The sequence below is a fragment of the Pedobacter suwonensis genome (genome assembly GCF_044762335.1).
Lineage (GTDB): Bacteria > Bacteroidota > Bacteroidia > Sphingobacteriales > Sphingobacteriaceae > Pedobacter.
Map to the genome: position 1 here is coordinate 20,214 of NZ_JBIWEB010000012.1, position 20,221 is coordinate 40,434.

The following is a 20,221-nucleotide window of genomic DNA, read 5'->3' on the forward strand; positions in this document are numbered from 1 at the left end:
TGGTGATTAATGTTGGTTAAAAATTCTTTTTGTTTAAGCTATCCTTTGATTTTTGAACCCAATTTGTAATTAGCGATTTTTCCGCTTCGCTCAAAATGGCATTTCTATGGATGAGGGTATATGAAGATAAAGGCATAGTACCATCTTTTAAACTATTTTCTATGGAGCGTAGTTTACTTTGCTGTCTTCTTGCCGTATATGAACCAAACTCATTAAAATTTAATTCAGCTTTACCAGATTTTACATGATCGTCCAAGAACCAATTCAAAGGTTGCACATTGGCATACCATGGGTATTGGGTGTTGTTACTATGGCAATCATAGCAAGCTTTTTTCAGAATTCCTTGCACATCATCTGGCATGGCAACCATTTTAGAAATATCATTTGGCATAACCTGCCCACTTTTGTTGCGGGCAGGTTGTACAAATTGGATAATTACAAGGATTACCAATAACCCAAGAAGTATTTTTTTAATGCCTTTCATGGCCACTATTTTAATTCCTCTTGAACCGTACCGCAAGTTGGCATCGCTTTTCCAAGATAAGGGTTTTTAATATCCTTTACCTCACTCAACCAAATTGCTCCTTTATTGTCATTAAACATCGGGCAGTGATCTACATATAGTTGTTGATTAGCTCCTAATAATTTTACAAGATCATACATGTCCTTGCTCAACATATCAAAATGTTCACGCTGATGTGCAATGTTTCCGACATTAGCCCCAATATGTTCGGCATGTTCTTTGCCATCATCATATATGTCGGTATAAGCTTTATTCTGCTCTGGCGTTAAAGATTTTTTATCAAAAGAAGCGAAACCAGCGACCATTTCATTTCCAGCAGCTGCTGCATCTTTATCATTGTCAGTGGTAAGGGCATTCTTTAATTTGATATATGAACTTAACAACGCAGCAGTGGAAGCGCCTTTTTCTGAAGCCCCTGCTACAACAGTATTAGTTCCTGTAGAGTCTGAGGTAGCTGCTGTTTGAGTTTTATTACTGCCGTTGGAACAGGCTGTTAGAAATAGTAGAGAAATAGCTGAGCTATAAATTAATGTTTTCATCGTATTTTAATTAAAATATTTTTAAATGTTTGATTACCCACCTAAGGGAACAATTGCATTTATATTATCCTAGGCAGAATTATTTGATAAAATCAGAAGTTAATTGTACAGCTACTTACACCAAAATAAGGTGAAACCGTACAATTAACAAACAGAATTACTTTAAAGTTTCTTTTACTGCGCCGCAGGTTAACATTTGTTTACCGAAATAGGGATTTTTAATCGCTACATTATCAGAAAGCCAATAGCTTTTTTTCATTGGGCAATAGTCATAATAGACTGGCTCTTTGGTCAATTTTACAGCTTTAGCCAATTTGAAAAGGTTGGCAGAGAAGTTGGCGAAATGTTCCCTTTGATGTACGATTTCCTTTGTCTCTGAGATATGTTTAGCATCAAATTCAAGTTTATCTTGAAGCCCCATGAAAGATATCATTTCTTCCTTTGGCATTGATTTCATATCCATACTGCCGAGTACTTTAGAAAATTCGCTTGCTTTTGATGCCGCTAAGGTTGCATCGGAATTTACCAACGCATTTTTGATGTCGTAGTAAGACGTTAATAAAGATTGTGTTTGGCTGTTTTGAGCAAAAACAGGTTTGATCCATATAGTTGCAACTAAGACAACTACTAAAAATATATTTTTCATGATGTAATAATTTAATGTTTATACTAATTTTTGGACATAGCAATAGCTATGTGAAACGTATTTGTCCGCTAACAGCAGTAAACTGGCTGTTTAGCAAACCCATTAAATCTTATATCTGAAAACTTTGAATGCTTATTCGAATGTCTTCATTAGGAGGTCGATACCTATGGTCTACGTAACCACTTTGATCTGGCTCGATAGTGCTTACAGGGACTAGTAAAGCATAAGTGTAATGGCAAGCCATACTGCCTGCAAAACGACTAGTACTTTAGCGCTTTCTGGGATTAGCTTACTTTGGATAGTCAGCTCGTTTACTAGCTTTTTACAGCAAGGATCTTCTTTGGAAAAATCTAGCCCTGGTATTGAGCTAATCGGATGTTCATGACTCTCGGCATGATTGTGTTGATGATCTTTGTGTTCATGAACAGCCGCTTTTGTATGGGAATGATTTTCATTATCATGATTTTCCTCCATTGCCAAAGCACAGCCAAACCCCACAACAGTGTTGAGCAAAAATATAACTAACAGAAGGATAGCTTTACTTTTCATGACTATGCAAATCTATATAAAGATGCAAAATTAAATTTATATAATTCAACCTATTAGTTATATAATTATGCTGCTACCCATTTAGAGTAGCAGCGTTTAAATCATCTATTCTATTTCAATGTTTCTTTTACTTCGCCACAAGTCATCATGCTTTCGCCGAAATAAGGATTTCTGATTTCTTTTTGGTTACTTAACCATGTTGCACCTTTATCATGTAGTGCCATTGGGCAATATTCTACATAAATCTCACCAGCGTTTAAGCCAGAGCTTTTTACTCTTTCTATAAAATCAGTACTCAAATCAGCATACAAAGTTCTTTGAGCATCAATATCTTTAGCTGCACCTATTTTAGCTGCTAATGTAGCCAATGCACCGCCGTTAGTTAGCGCTTTTGAACCCAGTTCAATCGCATTAACAGCTACTTTTGCTTCGGTTATATCGCTACTTACAAGTGCATTGGTAAGACGTACGTAATGTTGGTAAACTGCATTTAATTTATTGTCCTTTAAACTAACCGCTACCGCCTTTTTTTCTACAGGAGCGGAATCGTGACCCTCGCCTGCTACATGGTTATGACCCGCATGAGCATCATCTGCTACTGGTTTCTCACTGTTTCCACAAGCTGCAAATAGCGTTACCGCAACTAAAATCATTACAAAATTGGCTATTGTTCTCATTTTTTTGTTTTTATAATTGATATTTATGATTTACTTAATTTAAGTCCTTCAACAGGATTTTTTCCTTTTTTAAGGATATACTCGCTATACAGCAAATATGCTCCAGTTACTACTACCTGATCACCCTTTTTAAGACCGTCAGCAATCTCAACCTGGTCATCGTTTTCTTGCCCAATTATTACAAGCTTAGCTTCAAAATTGTCCTTTCCGCTTTTAACCCAAACGTGCGTTCCTTTTCCATCTCTTATTACAGCATCTACAGGTAAAGTCAATACATTAGTTTGACTTGCAGAAGGTAAAAAGACATTGGCCTGTAAACCTGGCTGCCATTGATTTGCTGGATTGAGAATACTTCCTCTAATTTGTGTAAGTTGTGTACCTGATTGTAAAGCGGGTGTAATAAAACTAATGATCATTTCTTGTGGCTTATCTTCCCAACCGGCAACCACCACTTTAACCTTTTGACCTTGTTTTATGTTTTTAGCCTCATTTGGATAAACATCCGCTTCGACCCATAACTGACCATAGCCTTCCAGTCTTATTATCGAGCCCCCTTCTTGCACATACTGCCCCTGCGTTACAGATAACTCTGCCACAATACCACTTTGCGGTGCATAAAATACAATAAATGGATCCTTTTTCTGTGTTTTTAACAATTGCTGAACCTGACTTTCAGATTGACCATATAACAACAATTTCTGTTTAGCCGCAGCAACTAGCTGACTCTCTATTTTATCGCCCTGAAATTGTTTCTGTTGTGCTACAGCCATTAAATACTCCTGTTGCAGGGTAGCCAATTGCTCAGAATACAATTGATACAAAGGCTGCCCTTTACTTACCTTAACTCCAGTTTCTCTTACATATAATCGCTCTATTCTACCTGCAATCCTACTAGAGATATAGCTACTTTGTTCAGGATCAACAGTTAGTCTTCCATTTAGCTGTTTAGCTGAAAAACGGGTAAATAACTATAATTACAAATAATAGGTTCTATTTTTTAGTTGGCACGAAAACAAGGCGACCTCAAAATTGTTGAATCATAAAGTAATTGGAAACCTAAAGTGCATTTTTTTTCGTGCTTGGATATAATCTATTGGAGATAAGGATTTTTATACCCGGTTGCGGGAATTTTTTTATCTCCAATAATCGCATCACTCTATATTAATTGTAGTTCAGTCTCTGTTATTCTGAATTCTTTAAGAGTGAGGGGCGTAAAGCCTTAATAGAAATGAAATTAACTCGTTTAAATAATAAATCATAAGATCATGGAGAAAGAGAATCAAAAAACAAATCAGAAAAAAATGGAACACGATGGTAGCCCATACAAAAGATTTCTTTTTATGTTGGCCACCTCCTTCATAATTATGTACGGAATAATGTTTTTAAATGTTGATGAAGCTAACCATATTTATTTGAGCACTACAAGAGCCTATATGGCTATTCTGATGGTTTCTGCGATGGCAATTACTATGTTGTTAATGATGGGTAAAATGTATCAAAATAAAACATTAAATAGGGTAATTTTCGGTTCGTCCTTTTTAGTGTTTGTTGTGGCTTTAACCTGTTTAAGGCAACAAATATTTGTCGGAGATGTTCAGTACATGAAGGCAATGATACCCCATCACTCCTCGGCAATTTTGACAAGCGAAAACGCCAATATTAAAGATCCTGAAGTTAGAAAATTGGCTAATGGAATTATCGAAGCCCAAAAGAAAGAAATAGCTGAGATGAAAGCTATATTAGCAAGAATGAAGTGAAAATTAGATAGAACAAAAGCTCTGAATTTCAGTTAATTTTCAAATCTATCCATAAGCCAACAATAAATTCACGCAAGAAGTCATGTTCTTAAATTATTGAATTATGCTCTCTTGCGGGGCGGGTATTTCTCGCGTTAATGAAAAAATCGTAATTTTTTCCGAAGCTTAAATGTCGGACATTTTAATTATCGATCAGAGTAGTAGAAGCGCTCAATTATTTTGAAAATTCTATTTAATCAAACTGAATTGTACAACTTTTTCACAAAATATTGTACCGATTCGGGCTTATGCCGTACTTATCTTTGTTTATCAAAAGTGATAAAATGAATAAAGAAAAAAATATAGCCACACTTTCACTTCCTGTATTAGGGATGACCTGTGCTGCCTGTGCTTCCAGTGTGGAAAGTATGATAGGCTCACAGATTGGTGTGGATGTCGCTACAGTAAACTACGCCACCCAATCTGTCAAAGTTTCTTATGACCCTAAACAAATACAGCCATCTGATTTTCAAAAAGTACTTCAGGGAATAGGTTATGATTTGATATTGGATGCTGAAAGCGGTAAAGAGAAACAGGAAGAAGTACGGCGCAATAATTACCAAACGCTCAAAAAGCGCATCATCGCGGCAGCAGTTTTAACTTTACCTGTAGTAGTTATAGGTATGTTTTTTATGGACATGAAATGGGGAAACTATTATATGTGGGCTTTAACCACCCCCGTTTTGTTTGTATTCGGGAAAAGTTTTTTTATTGGTGCTTTTAAGCAAGCCCGCCACGGCAGAGCCAATATGGATACTTTAGTTGCCCTAAGTACGGGTATTGCTTATTTGTTTAGTGTCTTTAATACTTTAAACCCTGAATTTTGGCATCGCCGTGGTTTGCATCCGCATGTTTATTTTGAAGCTGCCGCCGTGGTAATCGTTTTTATTATGCTGGGCAAGCTATTGGAAGAGCGGGCAAAGTCCAACACCTCTTCTGCCATAAAAAAACTGATAGGCCTGCAACCTAAAACAGTACTGGTAATTACTGAGGATGGCGAAAAAGAAATACCGATTTCAGATGTTCACATCAACGATCAGATATTGGTACGTTCGGGAGAAAAAATTCCGGTTGACGGGGAAGTTTATCAGGGAAGTTCTTACGTGGACGAAAGCATGATTTCGGGAGAACCAGTGGCGGTCGCAAAAAACAAGGGCGACAAAGTTTTTGCAGGCACCATCAATCAAAAAGGAAGCTTTCGTTTTACGGCCGAAAAAGTAGGCGGAGAAACAATGTTGGCGCAGATTATTAAAATGGTGCAGGATGCGCAGGGCTCAAAAGCTCCGGTACAAAAACTGGTGGATAAAATTGCTGGTATATTTGTACCTATAGTGATGGCTATTGCATTGCTTACGCTGTTGACTTGGGTGTTGATTGGTGGAGAAAATGCCTTTACGCATGGTTTACTTGCTATGGTAACCGTATTGGTGATTGCCTGCCCATGCGCCTTAGGCCTTGCAACGCCAACAGCGATTATGGTGGGTATTGGCAAAGGAGCAGAAAATGGAATCTTAATTAAAGATGCGGAAGCATTGGAATCGGGACATAAAGTAAATGCAGTGGTGGTGGATAAAACAGGAACGTTGACTAAAGGTACGCCCGAAGTAACTGAACTGATCTGGTTGGGAGATTCGCACAATAACCAGCAAATCCTGACAAAGATATTTTTCAGCTTGGAACAGCAATCCGAACATCCGCTCGCGGAAGCTATTGTTAAACATTTGAAAGCTGAAAGCAATCCCACACTACAAGTAAGCGAGTTTGAAAGTTTGACAGGCAAAGGTGTGAAAGCCGTTTACGATGGCCAAACTTATTGGGCGGGAAGTCATAAAATTTTGAAAGACCAGCAAATTGTTCTACCCGAAGATCTACAAAACAAAGTAAATGCTTTACAGCAACAGGCTAAAACGGTCATCTATTTTGCAGACCAAACCCAAGTGCTAGCCATTGTTGCCATTGCAGATCAAATTAAAGAGGGTTCTGCAAAAGCAGTACAAGAATTATTACACCAAGGCATTGCGGTATACATGCTCACGGGTGACAATCAGCAAACTGCAGCTGCGGTTGCTAAACAAGTGGGAATTGCGGAGTTCAAAGCAGAAGTATTCCCATCCGACAAGGCGGATTTTGTTCGAGAACTACAAAAGCAAGGGAAAGTTGTTGCTATGATTGGCGATGGAATCAACGACAGCCAAGCATTGGCACAGGCTGATCTTTCCATTGCGATGGGAAAAGGTTCTGATATAGCAATTGATGTGGCTAAAATCACACTGGTATCTTCAGATTTAATGCAGGTGCCAAAAGCGATACGTTTATCCCGACTGACAGTCCGTACTATCAGGCAAAACCTATTTTGGGCATTCATTTATAACCTAATCGGTATCCCAATTGCGGCGGGAATTTTGTATCCGATTAATGGCTTTCTATTGAACCCGATGATTGCCGGAGCGGCGATGGCATTGAGTTCTGTATCCGTAGTAAGCAACAGTCTTCGATTAAAATTTTATAAACTAATTTAACAAACATTAAAATAAAAAATCATGGAAACATTAAAATTTAAAACCAACATTAAATGTGGCGGATGTATAAATGCAGTAACTCCTCACTTAAATAACCTTTCTGGTGTGGATAAATGGGAAGTTGACACCCAAAATCCAGACAAGGTATTGACCGTAGAGAGTGGGGCCGGGCTAGAAAGTCAAAAAGTTATTGATACTCTTAAAGGTGCAGGATACACGGCAGAAAAACTATAATGCAAACAAGTTTTCCAGCAAACATCAGGTCGGCATTCGGCTTGATGTTTGCTCTATGAACAATTTTCCAATAAATTAGATTATGCTTGCGAACAATTCGTCTTTCGCCATTAAAAATTTATAAACTCGTCTTCATTCCTTGCTTGTTTTACGCTAATTATCTTAAAAATAAAATGTTATTAAATATAAAAAACATGGTATGTGATCGTTGCATTCTTGTTGTTAAGCAACAATTAGAGCACATGGATTTGCAAGTCGCGGAAATTTCGTTGGGTACGGCAGTTGTTTCTCCTGATCCTTCTGAAAGTAAGTTAAGTGAAATTGCTTCTTCGCTCAATATACTCGGATTTGAGTTGATTGAAAAGGATAAAGACAAGCTAATTGAGCGTATGCGTAATGTAATTATAGAACTTATACATCATTCAGAATCGCCAGAACTTCACGTTAACTTTAGCCAGGCGCTTACCGAGCAATTGCATAAAGATTACAGCTATTTAAGTCGTTTGTTTTCAGATAGTGAAGGTATTACCGTAGAAAAATTTATCATCCAACAAAAGATTGAGAAAGTAAAAGAACTCCTTCAATACGGCGAACTCAACCTCAATGAAATTGCTTGGAAGATGGGATATAGCAGTAACTCGCACCTTTCTAATCAATTTAAAACAGTTACTGGTCAATCCCCGAGGGAGTTTAAGGCTACGGAGGGCAATAAACGTAAACCCTTGGATAAAGTATAATTTTTTTCTCCGATTATTAGGGCAACCTGCTATCGTCGTAGCATATAATTGGTTATTTCAAATAACATAAATATGTATATACCTATTTAAAACAAGTAAAATTATGACAAATCAAAAAATCAAAGAATGTATTGACGCCTGTTTGGCATGTATGGTGGCGTGTAATCACTGTGCAACAGAATGTTTAAAAGAAGACGATGTTAAAATGATGGCTAAGTGCATCCAATCAGATATGGAATGTGCCGCCTTATGTCGTTCTGCTGTCGAGTTGATGAGTTTGGGCAGTAACTACAGTAAAGAACTGTGTAAAATTTGTGCCGATGCTTGTAATGCCTGTGCGGATGAGTGCGAAAAACACGCCGAAATGGGCATGGAACATTGTAAAGAGTGCGCTGAAGTTTGTCGCCGATGTGCCGAGGCTTGCGAACAATTTGCAAAAGCTGCTTAGTTTAACTAATAATTACCTATCAAGCTTTGGTAGGTAATTATTATAATTTATAAAATTGCGGAGTTATTACACGATCAACACAAGATTTTTAAATTCCCACTCATGCAGAAACTTTCCTTACTATTGTTTTGTTTCCTGTAATAGCAATGTCTCTGTACATCTTTTTATACGTGACTTTACTACGTAAAGCCGAGAATAAAAGTTTCTTTAAGTATTATATTGCCTTATATTTACCTCCAGTCAAAGATCATGAATCTATTCTAATATTTATCTCCTCAGACCAGATCAAAATGGTGTAAAACTGATTGTGGTCTATAAACCTTCGCTCGAAAATGAAATGCTTGTTTTCGTATGTTTAGTGTATGTTTCGACTAGTATGATCGTCTCCCTGAATTTATTTTAGGATCTTTCATGCTGAATAAATTCAACATGAGGCTGAACATAGGGGTTATAAATTATTTATTAGGAAAATAATAATAGAGTTTAGGTTATAATGCTTATTTCTATGCTTGGAATTGCAACGCGTGGCGTAAAGTTCAAAAAGAAAGAATATAAAAGTGTCGAAAAAGATAAAAATCAGTTTTGTGCACCCCATAAATTTGAGAATGATTCTATTTTCGGTAAAATAATTGTATATAAATACCATATCCAATTTGTTTAAAATTTTATTGATAATCTCAACTACATTAGATTTATTTACTCAAGTCAATGTGGTGTATAAGCGTTTTTTAATAGGGTATGATTTTAATTCACTATTACAACACAACTAAAGTTAATTCATAAGTATATTGGTAAAATTTACAATACCTTTCATAGGTAAAACTAATTATTTTTAGTTACTACCCAACCAGTAACCAAAAGTAGAATAATATCTTTTCAAATTTTGCCATAGTATTTAATGTAAAAATTATGGCAACTATTGAATTTATAACAAAAGAGGATCTTGATCAGTTCAAGCAAGAACTTTTTTCCGAATTAAGGCGACCTGGGCAAAGGCTGCATAAAATCAGCGAACAAAAAGAATGGCTGAAAAGCTATGAAGTTCGAAAGTTATTAAGCATATCACCTGGCACTTTACAAGGGCTTCGAGATACTGGCAAACTCAAATTTAACAAAGTTGGTGGGTTGATGTTCTACAAGTATGACGATGTGATTGCACTCGTGGAGGGAAAGAAAATAATTCCAAAACCCTGAATCTAGAACCAGTTAATTTCCAAAAACGAAGAACCTTATTCCACGGAAATTAACAAATAAACGAACCATTAAATTTCATAATCTTAAGTTCCAAAACCAATGTTCTATGGTCTAGGGCTAATCTATAATTTTTTGGGATATTCTCCCAATCTGCATACTTTATCACACCTAATGAACATTTGTAAAATGTTTTGGCCTGAAAATGTAGAATGCTTTCCTATGGAAACACCTGATGACGAAAAATTTCTTGCTATGTTATCTAAGAGCCAATCACAAATCCGTTATACTGTAGGTCAATCAATTGAGCCGGAAGACTTAGAAGAGATTTACAACAGATGTCGTAATTTCGTTTTAAGGTCAGAAAGGATCTATCTGGTTACACTTTCTGATTTAGAAATTGAAGAATATCAAGCTGTGATGTAAGCTTGAAAGGTTATCCCCCTTTAAATGCCAAGCTACTTACAGGATGGAGATTTATAGGATTACTACATTAGCGTCGTCGTTATTAATCTCATAATAACCATTAAATACTTTCGTATTAATTGAGGTTATTATTTAGAGGAAACCAAATAATTGAAATACTTTATCATAGGAATTTAGTAATTTTACCGTTGAGAGCGTTAATGCGGGGGTAAAGTCGTTCTGGCTTGCCTCCGTTTTTTTAATATCGGAATATCTGCTAGATATACGCATTTCAAATTTCGACTACAAATATGGAGCAATTTAAAAATGACATATTGTATCATGCCGTCTGTTCAGAGCAGGAGAGTGATTATTTAGGCTACCTTACTGATCTGGCAAAGTGGAGCATTGCAAACCAAGGCGCATGCGTGAACGAAAAAACGCCAGCTATCCTGCGGGATGATATACAAAACGCCATCGAGCGAATTAAAAAACTTAAACTACTTCTTACCGAATTAGCCCAAAACGGCTATACCATCAGAGGAGGAAATCAATATCCAGATTATGATTTTTACAGTAGTTATTTTAAAAAGGTGATAGCTAGTGCAAGAACCATTTTACGAAAGCTCGATCCGTATTTGACAACAAACAGAAGGGTTTCAGGAACCTTTGCCCTTGGCGAGCTAAGCCCTGGATACTGATACTTACCTATCATAAAAAACGCTTATGACACAATCCATCAACCTCCACGACCTCGAACAAATACATATTTCTAACATCCAAGTGGGTACATTTATTGTAAATTTAGGTGTTATTTTAGAGATCGACGAAAAGGACAATTTTTTCAACCTTGTTATCTCCAGAATGAATGAGAAACAGGTGATAAAATTTGAAAGAGATGTATCTCTGATCATTTATTAAATTACTAAAATGGATTTTGCGGATACTACGATAAAGGCCGATACGTTGATTTGGGTGCGGTTAAACCGGAATAAACAGCTCGGTATCGTAGTTAGTATGCGCCAGCATTCGCTTGATGTAAAAATGTACAGGAAACAAAGCAATAGCTTTAGCCCATATATTGAAACAATATCGCTAAGGGTCATCGAGCGTGCAGAAATTAGTCCAGATGAATACCTAAAAATCGCATGCGGCAAAAGGATACTGTCCAAAAATGCAGCCCTGCAACTTGTTACGGTGAATTTTATCTTTACCGACGTGGAAAGGCGGAAAGAAAGGCGGGTGTATTATTGTGTAAAATGCCAGGGCTTCCACACCACCTCTTTGCGCTGGCTTCCCGAAGAAATCCGGCGCAAATTGCGAGAACGTTCCTTTAAGGCTTACCTGCACAAGACTGGTGATTTTGACAAACACACGTCATCCCTTCGTAACTGGCAGACCAGCCTGCACCACTGGTTAAGAGACGATATTGGTTTGAGAATTGGCAAGGGTACCTTCCTGAAGACACTGCACAAATATAATGACGACGACTTGCAGGCCATAAAGAACCTTGTCAATACACCAGCGGAGTACGTCGAATTTGTGCTTTACGAATATATGCGGTACAAAAATGAACACAACGACCTGTACGATCTTGATGTATAAATTTTATATTTGCCCAGCAAAAATCAATATGTAAGCTCCAAAACAAAATAAGCCTAAAAGGAAAAGGATAGGTCACTTGGATAACAATGACATAAAACCAGTTAATTTGAGCGGTGATAAGGTAGTGTTAGACAAGTTGATTTACGAAAAGGTCGCTACGGTGAAGAAGGAAGAAAATAGGAACAAATAAAAATAAGTCTTTACTAATAAATAATCAATCGCCAAAATTCTATGGCAAAAAAGTATATAAAAAATCCCATTGTAGATGAGTACAATGGGATTTTTTTATATCAAAGATTATTATTTTTTCTTTAATTCTGAACGTATATTTTTAACAAAGTCAACCGAAACCTCTGCAATCTTGCTGATCTGTTCATCAGCTAAACCAAGCTCAGATATCAGGTTTTCCACAATTGTATGTTTCGTCTTTTCCTCACCTCTGCGGTACAGGAAGTCTTTTTCTTCCTTGAAAAATTTACTTATCGTTTCCATAGCTTTTTCAAATTCTTGTTCAACACTGCTGCGTAACTGTACAAATATACGCATTTGTTTAAAATATCTGCTCTCGGCAAAATCACCTTTTGTAAAGGTCTTCACCTGATCTACAATAGATTGAATGGCCTTCTGGCTGTCATCCTCACCAAAGTTAGCCAATATACCCAACATTTTTACTTCGGGATTGCCCGACTTAAGAAATAGTTTATAGCTGGCATCGGCTATACTTATCAGTCGATAACTGAACTTATGGTAGCGGGTATCAATGAATGTGGACATTGATGGCTGATCATCCCTTAAATAAATGACATATTGTTTGATCGACAATTGGTATTTACGCATCAGCATGATGCTGTACTCTGCCATTCGCCAGACCATTTCCTTTTCATCTGCCACCTGAAATTCTACCTGTAGTACATAAGTATGTCCCGCTGCATCGGTCACTTTTTTTAGGGCATCAGGTTTACGTTCCTTGGTATGCTGTACATCATCGGGTAATTCTTCACTTTGTACAATATCCAGTTTTAATATATCCCGGATAATGACAGGCAGCGTGATTTCAAGATTTTCCTTGATAATCTTATCGTACTGGCTAGCCTGTTTTCTGTCGTTTTGTTTGGACATGGTTCACAACTTCGTTAATATTGGTCTATTGGGATAATCCCCCCGCACATTTGCGGCCTGCGGAGCCCCTGCGCTCATTTTGCCATTGCTGCTCCCGCTTTGGGCATTTACGGAAAGGTATACATCGGCTTTTGCCATTCGGATCGGTACCTACAGGTATCATCCGGCAGGAAACCATGCCCGGCATAGGGCAGGGCATGGTTTGATATATAACTAGCCTGCTACCACGGAGATGCCAATTCCGGCACCGCTATGTACTTTTCTCTTAAGGGGGCCACCTCTGCGCCAATTCTGGCTTCAGACATTCCGGCTGCAAGCTCATGCTGGCAGGCAAATTTTCCCATCAGTGGCGCCATATCATTACTGACCTTGGTGTCCAGCACCTTCGCATATAATTGCGTGGTACGTATATTGGTGTGTCCAAGCATTTTGGAAACGCTTTCTATAGGTACGCCGTTCAATAAAGTTACAGTAGTGCCAAAAGTCCTTTTAGCTATGCGGTTGCCGAGTGTTTTATTGACCCCTGAAAGCGCCGCAATTTCAACCAAATATTCGTTCATCTTTTGGTTACTGGAAATTGGCAAAGCCCTGTTGTTATGGAGGCAATAAGGATGATCTTTATATTTATCAAGGATGCTTGCAGCTATTGGCAATAGCGGTATTGCCGCCCTTGTATCTGTTTTTTTTCGGTAGGTAAATATCCACCGTTCCCCGTCAACGCCGATACCGATGTCTGCCAGCTTAAGTTTTTGGACATCCGCATAGGAAAGTCCGGTGTAACAACTGAACAGGAAGAAGTCACGCACCTGCGATAATCTTGTAGTGGTAAACTGTTTATTGGTGATCTTCTGCAATTCATCAGCGGTAAGGTATTCCCGATGGACGGGTTTGGATTTTAGGGTATGGCCAAAGAAGGGGTCAGTACTGATCCATTTATATTTGCGGCAGATGCTGACGATCTTTTTGAGATTTTTAACATGTTTGTTTGCGGTATTAGTGTCGTTTTCCTTAACCGTATGCAGGTAGAAGTCAAAGCCGTCAATAAACTCATGGTCTATGCGTTTTACGTTAAAATCTGCCTTGTTGTATTTGGCGGCAATGAAATCTTCCACATGCCTTTCCAGTACCTCAAATCTTCTAAGGGTTCCGGGCGCATATTCTTCTTTCTCCACCAACGCCTTCATCTTGGCATTATGGAGTTTTATGGCTTCCAGTATGGTGTGTCCTTTTTCTTCTTTTCCAAGGAACTTGCATTTTACGCTGTCGGCGGTTATTTCGGCTCCGTCTACGCTTAGCTGGCTATGTGACGCATAAACTTCCGCTTTCATGTTTTCCAGATAGGCATTCAGGGTTTTGACCTCTTCCTTTGTTCCGATGACTTTTCCGGCTTTTGCGTTCCACCGCTCCGGCTCGCAATTCCGGCTTGTTGACATTTCCGCACGCACCCCATCCACTGTAATTCTTAAGAAAATAAAGTAAACAGCCCCTTTAGTGTAGTTCTTTGGCTTTTTTAAAAAGAAAAGCACGCTAAAATTAGTTTTCATAACGATAACATTAAGGTTAAACAAAAATAGCTTTGCAGTTCCATTCACACAAGATGTTCATCTATTAAACAAGTTGATTATCAGCGTGTTAATACGAATTAGGGGAGTTTGATATTATAAAGAACGACGCACCGAATGACGCACATTTTATATGCGATTTAATGCATATTTTGGCATATTCTGTAAAAGCAAAAACCCTGCAATCGTTTGATTTGCAGGGTTTTAGTTCTCTTTGATATTGTTTCTTGTGATCCCGCTGGGATTCGAACCCAGGACCACTACATTAAAAGTGTAATGCTCTACCAGCTGAGCTACGGAATCGTTCCTTTTGTTTAAGGAGGTGCAAATATAGAGATTAATCCTTTCTTTGCAAATGTTTTTACAAAATGTTTTTCGATGTTTAGCGTTGAATTTAGTTTGGCCATTTGTAATCCCTTGATTTTAAAATGGCTAACACCTGATTTTTTTAATATATTTTTTTAAAAAAAATAATGAAGATGGTGTGGCAGCTATTAAAAGCTGTACTTCTTATTTGGATGTTTTGGGTATAAAGTTCAAAAACGACTGAAATTGCGCTTTATGTTTGTTTTTATCGAGCTTAAAGTAGAAAGCACCCCGCCTTGAACTCGATTTATCTTTTTCATTTTGTTTAATAAGCAAACCACTGGCCGTTATTTTGCGGATAAAGTTGCGGTTATCAATGGGAGCATCGTAAACCTGTTCATATAGCGCCTGCAATTGTGGTATGGTAAAACGTTTTGGCAATAACTCAAACAAAACAGGGTGGAGGGCAGCCTGGTATCGGATTTTATCCATCGCTGCTTTAACCATCACGTTATGGTCAAAAATCAGTTCAGGTACTTCTTTAACCTTAAACCACTCAGCATGGTACTGGTCGTTAATCTGCTTGCTATATTTATTAATATCAATCAATGCAAAATACACAACTGATACCGTACGCTCAATTGGATCCCGGTCAGGGCTACCGTAAGCGTGCAATTGCTCTAAATATACATCATGCAGTCCGGTAAGTTCTAAAAGGATCCGTTTCGCAGCACCATCAAGGTTTTCATCCTCGCCAATAAAACCTCCCATTAAACTCCATTGATCTTTTATTGGCTCAATAGCCCTTTTGATAACCAAAAGTTTAAGATGTTCGCCGTCGTAACCAAAAATAATGCAGTCAACAGCCACCAGTACAGGTTTCTGATTTAAGTATTTTCCCATTTTTAAAAAAGCAGATTTAATTTAGCATCGTTGTAATCGGTAATATAGCCCAAAATATTTGGATAACCATCAAATTCTTCAACTGCGTGTGTAGTTGTTAACACCAGGCATCGCATACCTGCGTTTTGCGCTGACTCTACACCTTTTGGTGCATCTTCAAACACCAGGCAATCGGCGGGTGAAATGCCCAGTGCGGCTGCAGCCTTTAAAAAGGTTTCCGGATCAGGTTTACTCATCTGTACATCATCTGCACTTACAATCGCATCCAGGTAATGGCGAATGTTTAAACCATCTACCACAAAATCAATATTCAAGGGAATAGCTGCCGAGCCAATGGCCATCGGTATTTTTGCAGCCTTCGCCCGATCCAGAAAATTGTTTAAGCCGGGAAGTAAAGCTAAATTCGGTAGATAACCGGCCTGATAGCGCTTTTCCTTTTCTACCGAAAGCCGTTCTATTTCTTCCTGGCTAAATTTATCCTTACCAAAAACGCGTTCCAGTACTTCGTGGTTTTTGCCGTACATTTCTTTTTTTACGCTTGCATAATCAAGGTCTGAACCTAAATCTTCTGTCATTATACTGTACCAGGCCATGGTATGGTACTCCATATCGTTAATCATGGTTCCGTTTAAATCAAACAGAAAAGCTTTTGGACTGAAATTCAGATTGCGCATATGCTTGCTAAATTATATGATTTTTTTTGATGTAAGGAATGATCATCAATATTAACAGAAATAATATGATAATCGTTAACCTGACGTTAATTATTTTTTACTACTTTAGCCCTAACCAAAAATAAATCTGTATGCAAGCATCAGGAGTTTTTCTATGTAAAAATCACGATCGCTTCATCAACTTAAAAAAAAAGTAAACTGATGAAAAAACCATTTCTTAAAGCATTACCATGGACTACCTTATGTTTAGCCCTTGCTTTTAGCGCATGTAACCCCACAACTGATAAAGGTACAGCAAGCAGCACACCGCAAGATTCGTTAAAATACAACACCACCATTGATGGTAAAGCGGTTAAGCTTTATACGTTAAAAAATAAGCAGGGTGCTTCGGTGTCTATTAGCAATTATGGCGGAAGAGTAGTTTCGTTGCTGGTACCAGATAAAAATAACAAACTAACAGATGTAGTACTGGGCTATGATAGTATTGGTGCCTACCGTAAAAAAGGGGAGCCTTTTTTTGGTGCGCTGATAGGCCGTTACGGAAACCGCATTGCTAAGGGTAAATTTACTTTAGAGGGCAAGGAATATCAATTACAGCTTAACGATGGCGTAAATACCTTGCACGGCGGTACTGATGGTTTCTTTGGTAAAGTGTGGGATGCTAAACAATTAGATAGTACAAAGCTGGAGTTAACTTATGTTTCTAAAGATGGTGAAGCCGGTTATCCAGGCAAACTTGATGTGAAGGTAATTTATACTTTGACTGACGACAATTCACTTCAGATTGATTATGAGGCCACTACAGATAAGACAACTATCGTCAACTTAACCAACCATGCCTATTTTAACCTTAATGGTGAAGGAGATAGTACCATTTTGGATCACGAACTGATGATTGATGCCAATGCTTATACACCCGTTGATTCGACCTTGATCCCAACCGGAAAATTACAGCCGGTGGCGGGTACTGCTTTCGATTTTAACAAAGCAAAATTAGTTGGCAAGCAGATTGGCGATAATGATGAGCAGTTAAAATTTGGTAAAGGTTATGACCATAACTTTGCTTTAACCCACCATGATGGTAAAACACCGGTTGCAGTGGTAAAAAGCGCTAAAACAGGTATTGTGCTATCAGTGATAACCACAGAACCTGGCTTACAGTTCTACAGTGGTAATTTCTTAACCGGAGCAGATAAAGATGGTAAAGGCGGCAAATCATACCCACACCGTTCGGCTTTCTGCCTGGAAACGCAACATTTTCCTGATGCGCCAAACCACCCGAACTTTGCTTCGACCGTTCTTAAACCGGGTGAAACATATAAAACAAGTACAACTTATAAGTTCTCGAAATAAGGCTAACTGTTTAATTGGTTAACGGTAAGTTTTATTCAGACCTCTCAGGTTTTAAAAATCTGAGAGGTCTTTTTTTTGGTCTTCTACTCTATCTGATTGATGCAACACCAGCCAGCAGAATAATGCTTTAGGATTGCCAGCCAAACTGGTAATGATGTTTTAAACTTCCAATAACCTTTCCGGGAATTGGGAAATTTTTTCTATAGTGAGTTGCTGCATAATCTGGTACAAATGGGTTTTAAACATATTGATGGTATGTTCTCCACCGTCGTTACCCAATGCCCCAACGCTATACATAAACGGACGGCCCATAAAATTAAATTCAGAACCTACGGCATGTGCCCTGGCCAAATCAACACCCGAACGGATTCCTCCATCCATCATGACTTTCAGTTTTGACTTGTAGGCATCATTTGCCGCAAGTTTAATTAAAGAGTTGATCGATGATTCACCCGCATCAATCTGTCGGCCGCCGTGGTTTGAAACGATGACTCCATCAACACCTATCTGGATAGCAGCCTGCATATCTTCGTCGGTAGCTATGCCCTTTAATACCAATGGACCTTTCCAGATTTCGCGGATCGCAGACACTTTTTCAATGTCAACTTTTCCGGTAAAGGTTCGGTTCATAAACTGCCCCAGCTGAGACATGTCCATACCTTTTTCCATGTAAGGTTTTAAGGTAGCAAAAGAGGGAATACCATGTTGCAACGTTTTAATTCCCCATAACGGCCTGGCGAAGGCCTGTAAAATATTGCTGACCGACATTTTGGGTGGTATGGAAAGGCCGCTTTTAATTTCTTTATATCTTAATCCGAAAGCAGGAACATCTACCAGCACTACCAAAACCGGACATTCAACTGCTTTTAACCGTGATAGAATGTCATCCCGTAATTTATTTTCGGTGGGATGGTAAAGCTGAAACCAGGCTTTCCCTTCTGAAACTTCAGCAATGCGTTCGATGCTACTGGTAGATACCGTACTCAGTGTGTAGGGGATATTGTGTTTGGCTGCCGCCCTCGCTAAAATTTCGGGTGCATTAGGCCACATTAAACCTTGTAAACCGATGGGCGAGATGCCAAAAGGTGCACTGTATTTACGCCCAAAAAGCTCAACCGACATATCAATTTCTCCACCAACACGCAAATAATTTGGTTTGAGGTAAATATTATCGAAATCGCTCTCGTTTCTTGATAAATTAAGTCCCTCATTACAACCGCCTTCCAGGTAATCAAAAGCAAATTTAGGGATTCTTAATTTCGCTCTTTTTCTTAAATCGGCTACTGAAGGGAATTGAGGATTATAGGGGAATGTAATCTTTTTACTCATAATTAAATATTGTGTTGGTCAGATGGTGTTTTAAAAAATGAAAACTAATGTTTTGTATGATGTTTTCCATCCTGCACTATCTGCTATTTTGTATTTATCGTTTTGGATTGGAATTTGTTTGCGCTCGTTTCCAAACCAGTGCATAAATAGCAAAACGATTATATCGTTATAAACGATAAAATATTCAACGCTCGTTGGAAACGAGCGTTAGCGCGTAAACTTTAAATACCATAAAATTCCTTTGCATTATCAGAGAAAATCATTTGTCTTTCTATTGCAGTAAATTTTTCGGTGTAGTTATTTACCAAATTGAACCAATCCTGATATGGCCTGCTGATCAGCACGACCGGCCAATCGCTGCCATACATTACACGTTCAGGACCAAATGCTTCAAATATGACATCAAAACAGTTAAATAAGTCGTTTTCCTTCCAGTTTAACCAATCGGCTTCAGCGAGGAGGCCTGATACCTTACATCGCACATTTGGATTGTCGGCCAAGGTTTTAATATTTTCAGTCCACTCTTTTAAAGTCTGGTTTTTTACATCCGGTTTACCACAATGATCCAATACAAATGGCTGGTCGGGAATTTGATCAACCATTTGTATAATCGCATCCAATTGATTGTGATAACACAATAAGTCGTAGGTATAATTGTATTTTTTTAGCTGCTTAACACCGGCAATAAAAGCAGGATTCAGGATAAAATCGCGGTTTTCGGCCTGTAATACATGTCGCCAGCCTTTGATGAGCTGATGGTTTTGCCAGTGGCTTAAGCGTTCGTCAAGATCAGGATCAAGCAGGTCAACCCAACCCACAATACCTTTTATAATTTCATGTCGTGCAGCAAGTTCAAGTAGAAAATGATTTTCTTCTTCCGACTGGCTTGCCTGCACAGCAATACATCCCTTAATATTTAAATCATTATAAATATCCAGGAGATTTTCGGGAGCAAAATCTTTCCGAATGATTTGCATGTCGTCATTAATCCAGTTATCCCTAACCGGATCGAAATTCCAAAAATGTACGTGGGTATCAATCATTTTTATTAAAGTTTAAATATCTGATCGGTTAAGATCCAGTTTGCTTCAGTTGCCGTTCCTGGT

General features: G+C 38.2%; 22 protein-coding genes, 1 tRNA gene and 1 pseudogene. 11 read left to right on the forward strand and 13 right to left on the reverse strand.

Annotation, left to right across the window (positions count from 1 at the left end; all coding sequences use genetic code 11):
- Positions 1 to 16: 16 nt before the first annotated feature.
- The 6 genes and pseudogenes from ACIQXP_RS17495 to ACIQXP_RS17520 form a co-directional block, all read right to left on the reverse strand.
- Positions 17 to 484, reverse strand: a complete 468-nt coding sequence (locus tag ACIQXP_RS17495; protein WP_387506325.1) for a heme-binding domain-containing protein — start codon at positions 482 to 484, stop codon at positions 17 to 19.
- Positions 485 to 489: 5 nt separating this feature from the next.
- A complete protein-coding gene (locus tag ACIQXP_RS17500) occupies positions 490 to 1,062 on the reverse strand; it encodes a DUF3347 domain-containing protein (RefSeq protein ID WP_387506327.1) in 573 nt (190 codons plus the stop codon).
- A 157-nt stretch (positions 1,063 to 1,219) separates the two neighbouring features.
- Complete coding sequence (locus ACIQXP_RS17505; RefSeq protein WP_387506329.1) at positions 1,220 to 1,708, reverse strand: DUF3347 domain-containing protein; 489 nt, start codon at positions 1,706 to 1,708, stop codon at positions 1,220 to 1,222.
- Positions 1,709 to 1,921: 213 nt separating this feature from the next.
- Positions 1,922 to 2,257: a hypothetical protein gene (locus ACIQXP_RS17510; protein ID WP_387506331.1), complete on the reverse strand. Its 336-nt coding sequence runs from the start codon at positions 2,255 to 2,257 to the stop codon at positions 1,922 to 1,924.
- A gap of 110 nt (positions 2,258 to 2,367) precedes the next feature.
- Positions 2,368 to 2,934 (reverse strand): DUF3347 domain-containing protein, encoded by a 567-nt coding sequence (locus tag ACIQXP_RS17515; RefSeq protein WP_387506333.1) that lies wholly within the window; start codon positions 2,932 to 2,934, stop codon positions 2,368 to 2,370.
- Positions 2,935 to 2,957: 23 nt separating this feature from the next.
- Positions 2,958 to 3,848, reverse strand: a pseudogene (locus ACIQXP_RS17520) (efflux RND transporter periplasmic adaptor subunit); the annotation flags it as partial.
- A 351-nt stretch (positions 3,849 to 4,199) separates the two neighbouring features.
- On the opposite strand from ACIQXP_RS17520, the gene ACIQXP_RS17525 reads away from it, so the two are divergent.
- The 10 genes from ACIQXP_RS17525 to ACIQXP_RS17570 all read left to right on the forward strand — a co-directional run bounded on the left by ACIQXP_RS17525 (position 4,200) and on the right by ACIQXP_RS17570 (position 11,869).
- Entirely contained in the window at positions 4,200 to 4,691 is a 492-nt protein-coding gene (locus ACIQXP_RS17525) for a DUF305 domain-containing protein (protein WP_387506335.1), read from the forward strand.
- 323 nt (positions 4,692 to 5,014) lie between these two features.
- The gene (locus ACIQXP_RS17530) at positions 5,015 to 7,249 is read left to right on the forward strand and encodes a heavy metal translocating P-type ATPase (RefSeq protein ID WP_387506337.1); all 2,235 of its coding nucleotides are present in this window, start codon (positions 5,015 to 5,017) and stop codon (positions 7,247 to 7,249) included.
- Positions 7,250 to 7,270: 21 nt separating this feature from the next.
- Positions 7,271 to 7,483, forward strand: coding sequence for a heavy-metal-associated domain-containing protein (locus tag ACIQXP_RS17535; protein ID WP_387506339.1), 213 nt, complete (start codon positions 7,271 to 7,273; stop codon positions 7,481 to 7,483).
- 242 nt (positions 7,484 to 7,725) lie between these two features.
- The gene (locus ACIQXP_RS17540; protein WP_387506341.1) at positions 7,726 to 8,220 is read left to right on the forward strand and encodes a helix-turn-helix domain-containing protein; all 495 of its coding nucleotides are present in this window, start codon (positions 7,726 to 7,728) and stop codon (positions 8,218 to 8,220) included.
- Positions 8,221 to 8,323: 103 nt separating this feature from the next.
- Entirely contained in the window at positions 8,324 to 8,668 is a 345-nt protein-coding gene (locus ACIQXP_RS17545; protein WP_387506343.1) for a four-helix bundle copper-binding protein, read from the forward strand.
- Positions 8,669 to 9,577: 909 nt separating this feature from the next.
- Complete coding sequence (locus ACIQXP_RS17550) at positions 9,578 to 9,862, forward strand: helix-turn-helix domain-containing protein (RefSeq protein ID WP_090993227.1); 285 nt, start codon at positions 9,578 to 9,580, stop codon at positions 9,860 to 9,862.
- Positions 9,863 to 10,081: 219 nt separating this feature from the next.
- Positions 10,082 to 10,285 (forward strand): hypothetical protein, encoded by a 204-nt coding sequence (locus tag ACIQXP_RS17555; RefSeq protein WP_387506345.1) that lies wholly within the window; start codon positions 10,082 to 10,084, stop codon positions 10,283 to 10,285.
- A 290-nt stretch (positions 10,286 to 10,575) separates the two neighbouring features.
- Complete coding sequence (locus tag ACIQXP_RS17560) at positions 10,576 to 10,965, forward strand: hypothetical protein (RefSeq protein WP_387506347.1); 390 nt, start codon at positions 10,576 to 10,578, stop codon at positions 10,963 to 10,965.
- Positions 10,966 to 10,990: 25 nt separating this feature from the next.
- Positions 10,991 to 11,185, forward strand: a complete 195-nt coding sequence (locus ACIQXP_RS17565) for a hypothetical protein (protein ID WP_387506349.1) — start codon at positions 10,991 to 10,993, stop codon at positions 11,183 to 11,185.
- Between the two features lie 9 nt (positions 11,186 to 11,194).
- Positions 11,195 to 11,869 (forward strand): hypothetical protein, encoded by a 675-nt coding sequence (locus ACIQXP_RS17570; RefSeq protein ID WP_387506351.1) that lies wholly within the window; start codon positions 11,195 to 11,197, stop codon positions 11,867 to 11,869.
- A gap of 300 nt (positions 11,870 to 12,169) precedes the next feature.
- Here ACIQXP_RS17570 and ACIQXP_RS17575 read toward each other — a convergent pair whose 3' ends face one another.
- The 5 genes from ACIQXP_RS17575 to ACIQXP_RS17595 form a co-directional block, all read right to left on the reverse strand.
- Positions 12,170 to 12,988: an RpnC/YadD family protein gene (locus tag ACIQXP_RS17575; RefSeq protein WP_387506353.1), complete on the reverse strand. Its 819-nt coding sequence runs from the start codon at positions 12,986 to 12,988 to the stop codon at positions 12,170 to 12,172.
- 221 nt (positions 12,989 to 13,209) lie between these two features.
- Entirely contained in the window at positions 13,210 to 14,532 is a 1,323-nt protein-coding gene (locus ACIQXP_RS17580; protein WP_387506355.1) for a site-specific integrase, read from the reverse strand.
- Between the two features lie 248 nt (positions 14,533 to 14,780).
- Positions 14,781 to 14,853, reverse strand: a tRNA-Lys gene (locus tag ACIQXP_RS17585).
- Positions 14,854 to 15,060: 207 nt separating this feature from the next.
- Positions 15,061 to 15,759 (reverse strand): NUDIX hydrolase, encoded by a 699-nt coding sequence (locus ACIQXP_RS17590; RefSeq protein ID WP_090979378.1) that lies wholly within the window; start codon positions 15,757 to 15,759, stop codon positions 15,061 to 15,063.
- 2 nt (positions 15,760 to 15,761) lie between these two features.
- The gene (locus ACIQXP_RS17595) at positions 15,762 to 16,433 is read right to left on the reverse strand and encodes an HAD family hydrolase (RefSeq protein ID WP_293742083.1); all 672 of its coding nucleotides are present in this window, start codon (positions 16,431 to 16,433) and stop codon (positions 15,762 to 15,764) included.
- 201 nt (positions 16,434 to 16,634) lie between these two features.
- Here ACIQXP_RS17595 and ACIQXP_RS17600 point away from each other — a divergent pair, with 201 nt between their 5' ends.
- Positions 16,635 to 17,786: an aldose epimerase family protein gene (locus ACIQXP_RS17600; RefSeq protein ID WP_293742084.1), complete on the forward strand. Its 1,152-nt coding sequence runs from the start codon at positions 16,635 to 16,637 to the stop codon at positions 17,784 to 17,786.
- A gap of 159 nt (positions 17,787 to 17,945) precedes the next feature.
- Here ACIQXP_RS17600 and ACIQXP_RS17605 read toward each other — a convergent pair whose 3' ends face one another.
- Positions 17,946 to 19,115, reverse strand: a complete 1,170-nt coding sequence (locus tag ACIQXP_RS17605; protein WP_387506358.1) for an alpha-hydroxy acid oxidase — start codon at positions 19,113 to 19,115, stop codon at positions 17,946 to 17,948.
- A 221-nt stretch (positions 19,116 to 19,336) separates the two neighbouring features.
- Complete coding sequence (locus ACIQXP_RS17610) at positions 19,337 to 20,158, reverse strand: amidohydrolase family protein (RefSeq protein ID WP_387506360.1); 822 nt, start codon at positions 20,156 to 20,158, stop codon at positions 19,337 to 19,339.
- Positions 20,159 to 20,221 lie beyond the last annotated feature (63 nt).

Excerpts from the sequence above, each read along its gene's own strand:
- ACIQXP_RS17610 (WP_387506360.1), bottom strand. The coding sequence starts at position 20,158 with ATGATTGATACCCACGTACATTTTTGGAATTTCGATCCGGTTAGGGAT.
- ACIQXP_RS17505 (WP_387506329.1), bottom strand. The coding sequence starts at position 1,708 with ATGAAAAATATATTTTTAGTAGTTGTCTTAGTTGCAACTATATGGATC.
- ACIQXP_RS17565 (WP_387506349.1), top strand. The coding sequence starts at position 10,991 with ATGACACAATCCATCAACCTCCACGACCTCGAACAAATACATATTTCT.
- ACIQXP_RS17550 (WP_090993227.1), top strand. The coding sequence starts at position 9,578 with ATGGCAACTATTGAATTTATAACAAAAGAGGATCTTGATCAGTTCAAG.
- ACIQXP_RS17580 (WP_387506355.1), bottom strand. The coding sequence starts at position 14,532 with ATGAAAACTAATTTTAGCGTGCTTTTCTTTTTAAAAAAGCCAAAGAAC.
- ACIQXP_RS17555 (WP_387506345.1), top strand. The coding sequence starts at position 10,082 with ATGGAAACACCTGATGACGAAAAATTTCTTGCTATGTTATCTAAGAGC.
- ACIQXP_RS17545 (WP_387506343.1), top strand. The coding sequence starts at position 8,324 with ATGACAAATCAAAAAATCAAAGAATGTATTGACGCCTGTTTGGCATGT.
- ACIQXP_RS17525 (WP_387506335.1), top strand. The coding sequence starts at position 4,200 with ATGGAGAAAGAGAATCAAAAAACAAATCAGAAAAAAATGGAACACGAT.
- ACIQXP_RS17560 (WP_387506347.1), top strand. The coding sequence starts at position 10,576 with ATGGAGCAATTTAAAAATGACATATTGTATCATGCCGTCTGTTCAGAG.
- ACIQXP_RS17595 (WP_293742083.1), bottom strand. The coding sequence starts at position 16,433 with ATGCGCAATCTGAATTTCAGTCCAAAAGCTTTTCTGTTTGATTTAAAC.
- ACIQXP_RS17605 (WP_387506358.1), bottom strand. The coding sequence starts at position 19,115 with ATGAGTAAAAAGATTACATTCCCCTATAATCCTCAATTCCCTTCAGTA.
- ACIQXP_RS17500 (WP_387506327.1), bottom strand. The coding sequence starts at position 1,062 with ATGAAAACATTAATTTATAGCTCAGCTATTTCTCTACTATTTCTAACA.
- ACIQXP_RS17495 (WP_387506325.1), bottom strand. The coding sequence starts at position 484 with ATGAAAGGCATTAAAAAAATACTTCTTGGGTTATTGGTAATCCTTGTA.
- ACIQXP_RS17540 (WP_387506341.1), top strand. The coding sequence starts at position 7,726 with ATGGATTTGCAAGTCGCGGAAATTTCGTTGGGTACGGCAGTTGTTTCT.
- ACIQXP_RS17600 (WP_293742084.1), top strand. The coding sequence starts at position 16,635 with ATGAAAAAACCATTTCTTAAAGCATTACCATGGACTACCTTATGTTTA.
- ACIQXP_RS17575 (WP_387506353.1), bottom strand. The coding sequence starts at position 12,988 with ATGTCCAAACAAAACGACAGAAAACAGGCTAGCCAGTACGATAAGATT.
- ACIQXP_RS17590 (WP_090979378.1), bottom strand. The coding sequence starts at position 15,759 with ATGGGAAAATACTTAAATCAGAAACCTGTACTGGTGGCTGTTGACTGC.
- ACIQXP_RS17570 (WP_387506351.1), top strand. The coding sequence starts at position 11,195 with ATGGATTTTGCGGATACTACGATAAAGGCCGATACGTTGATTTGGGTG.
- ACIQXP_RS17530 (WP_387506337.1), top strand. The coding sequence starts at position 5,015 with ATGAATAAAGAAAAAAATATAGCCACACTTTCACTTCCTGTATTAGGG.
- ACIQXP_RS17535 (WP_387506339.1), top strand. The coding sequence starts at position 7,271 with ATGGAAACATTAAAATTTAAAACCAACATTAAATGTGGCGGATGTATA.
- ACIQXP_RS17515 (WP_387506333.1), bottom strand. The coding sequence starts at position 2,934 with ATGAGAACAATAGCCAATTTTGTAATGATTTTAGTTGCGGTAACGCTA.
- ACIQXP_RS17510 (WP_387506331.1), bottom strand. The coding sequence starts at position 2,257 with ATGAAAAGTAAAGCTATCCTTCTGTTAGTTATATTTTTGCTCAACACT.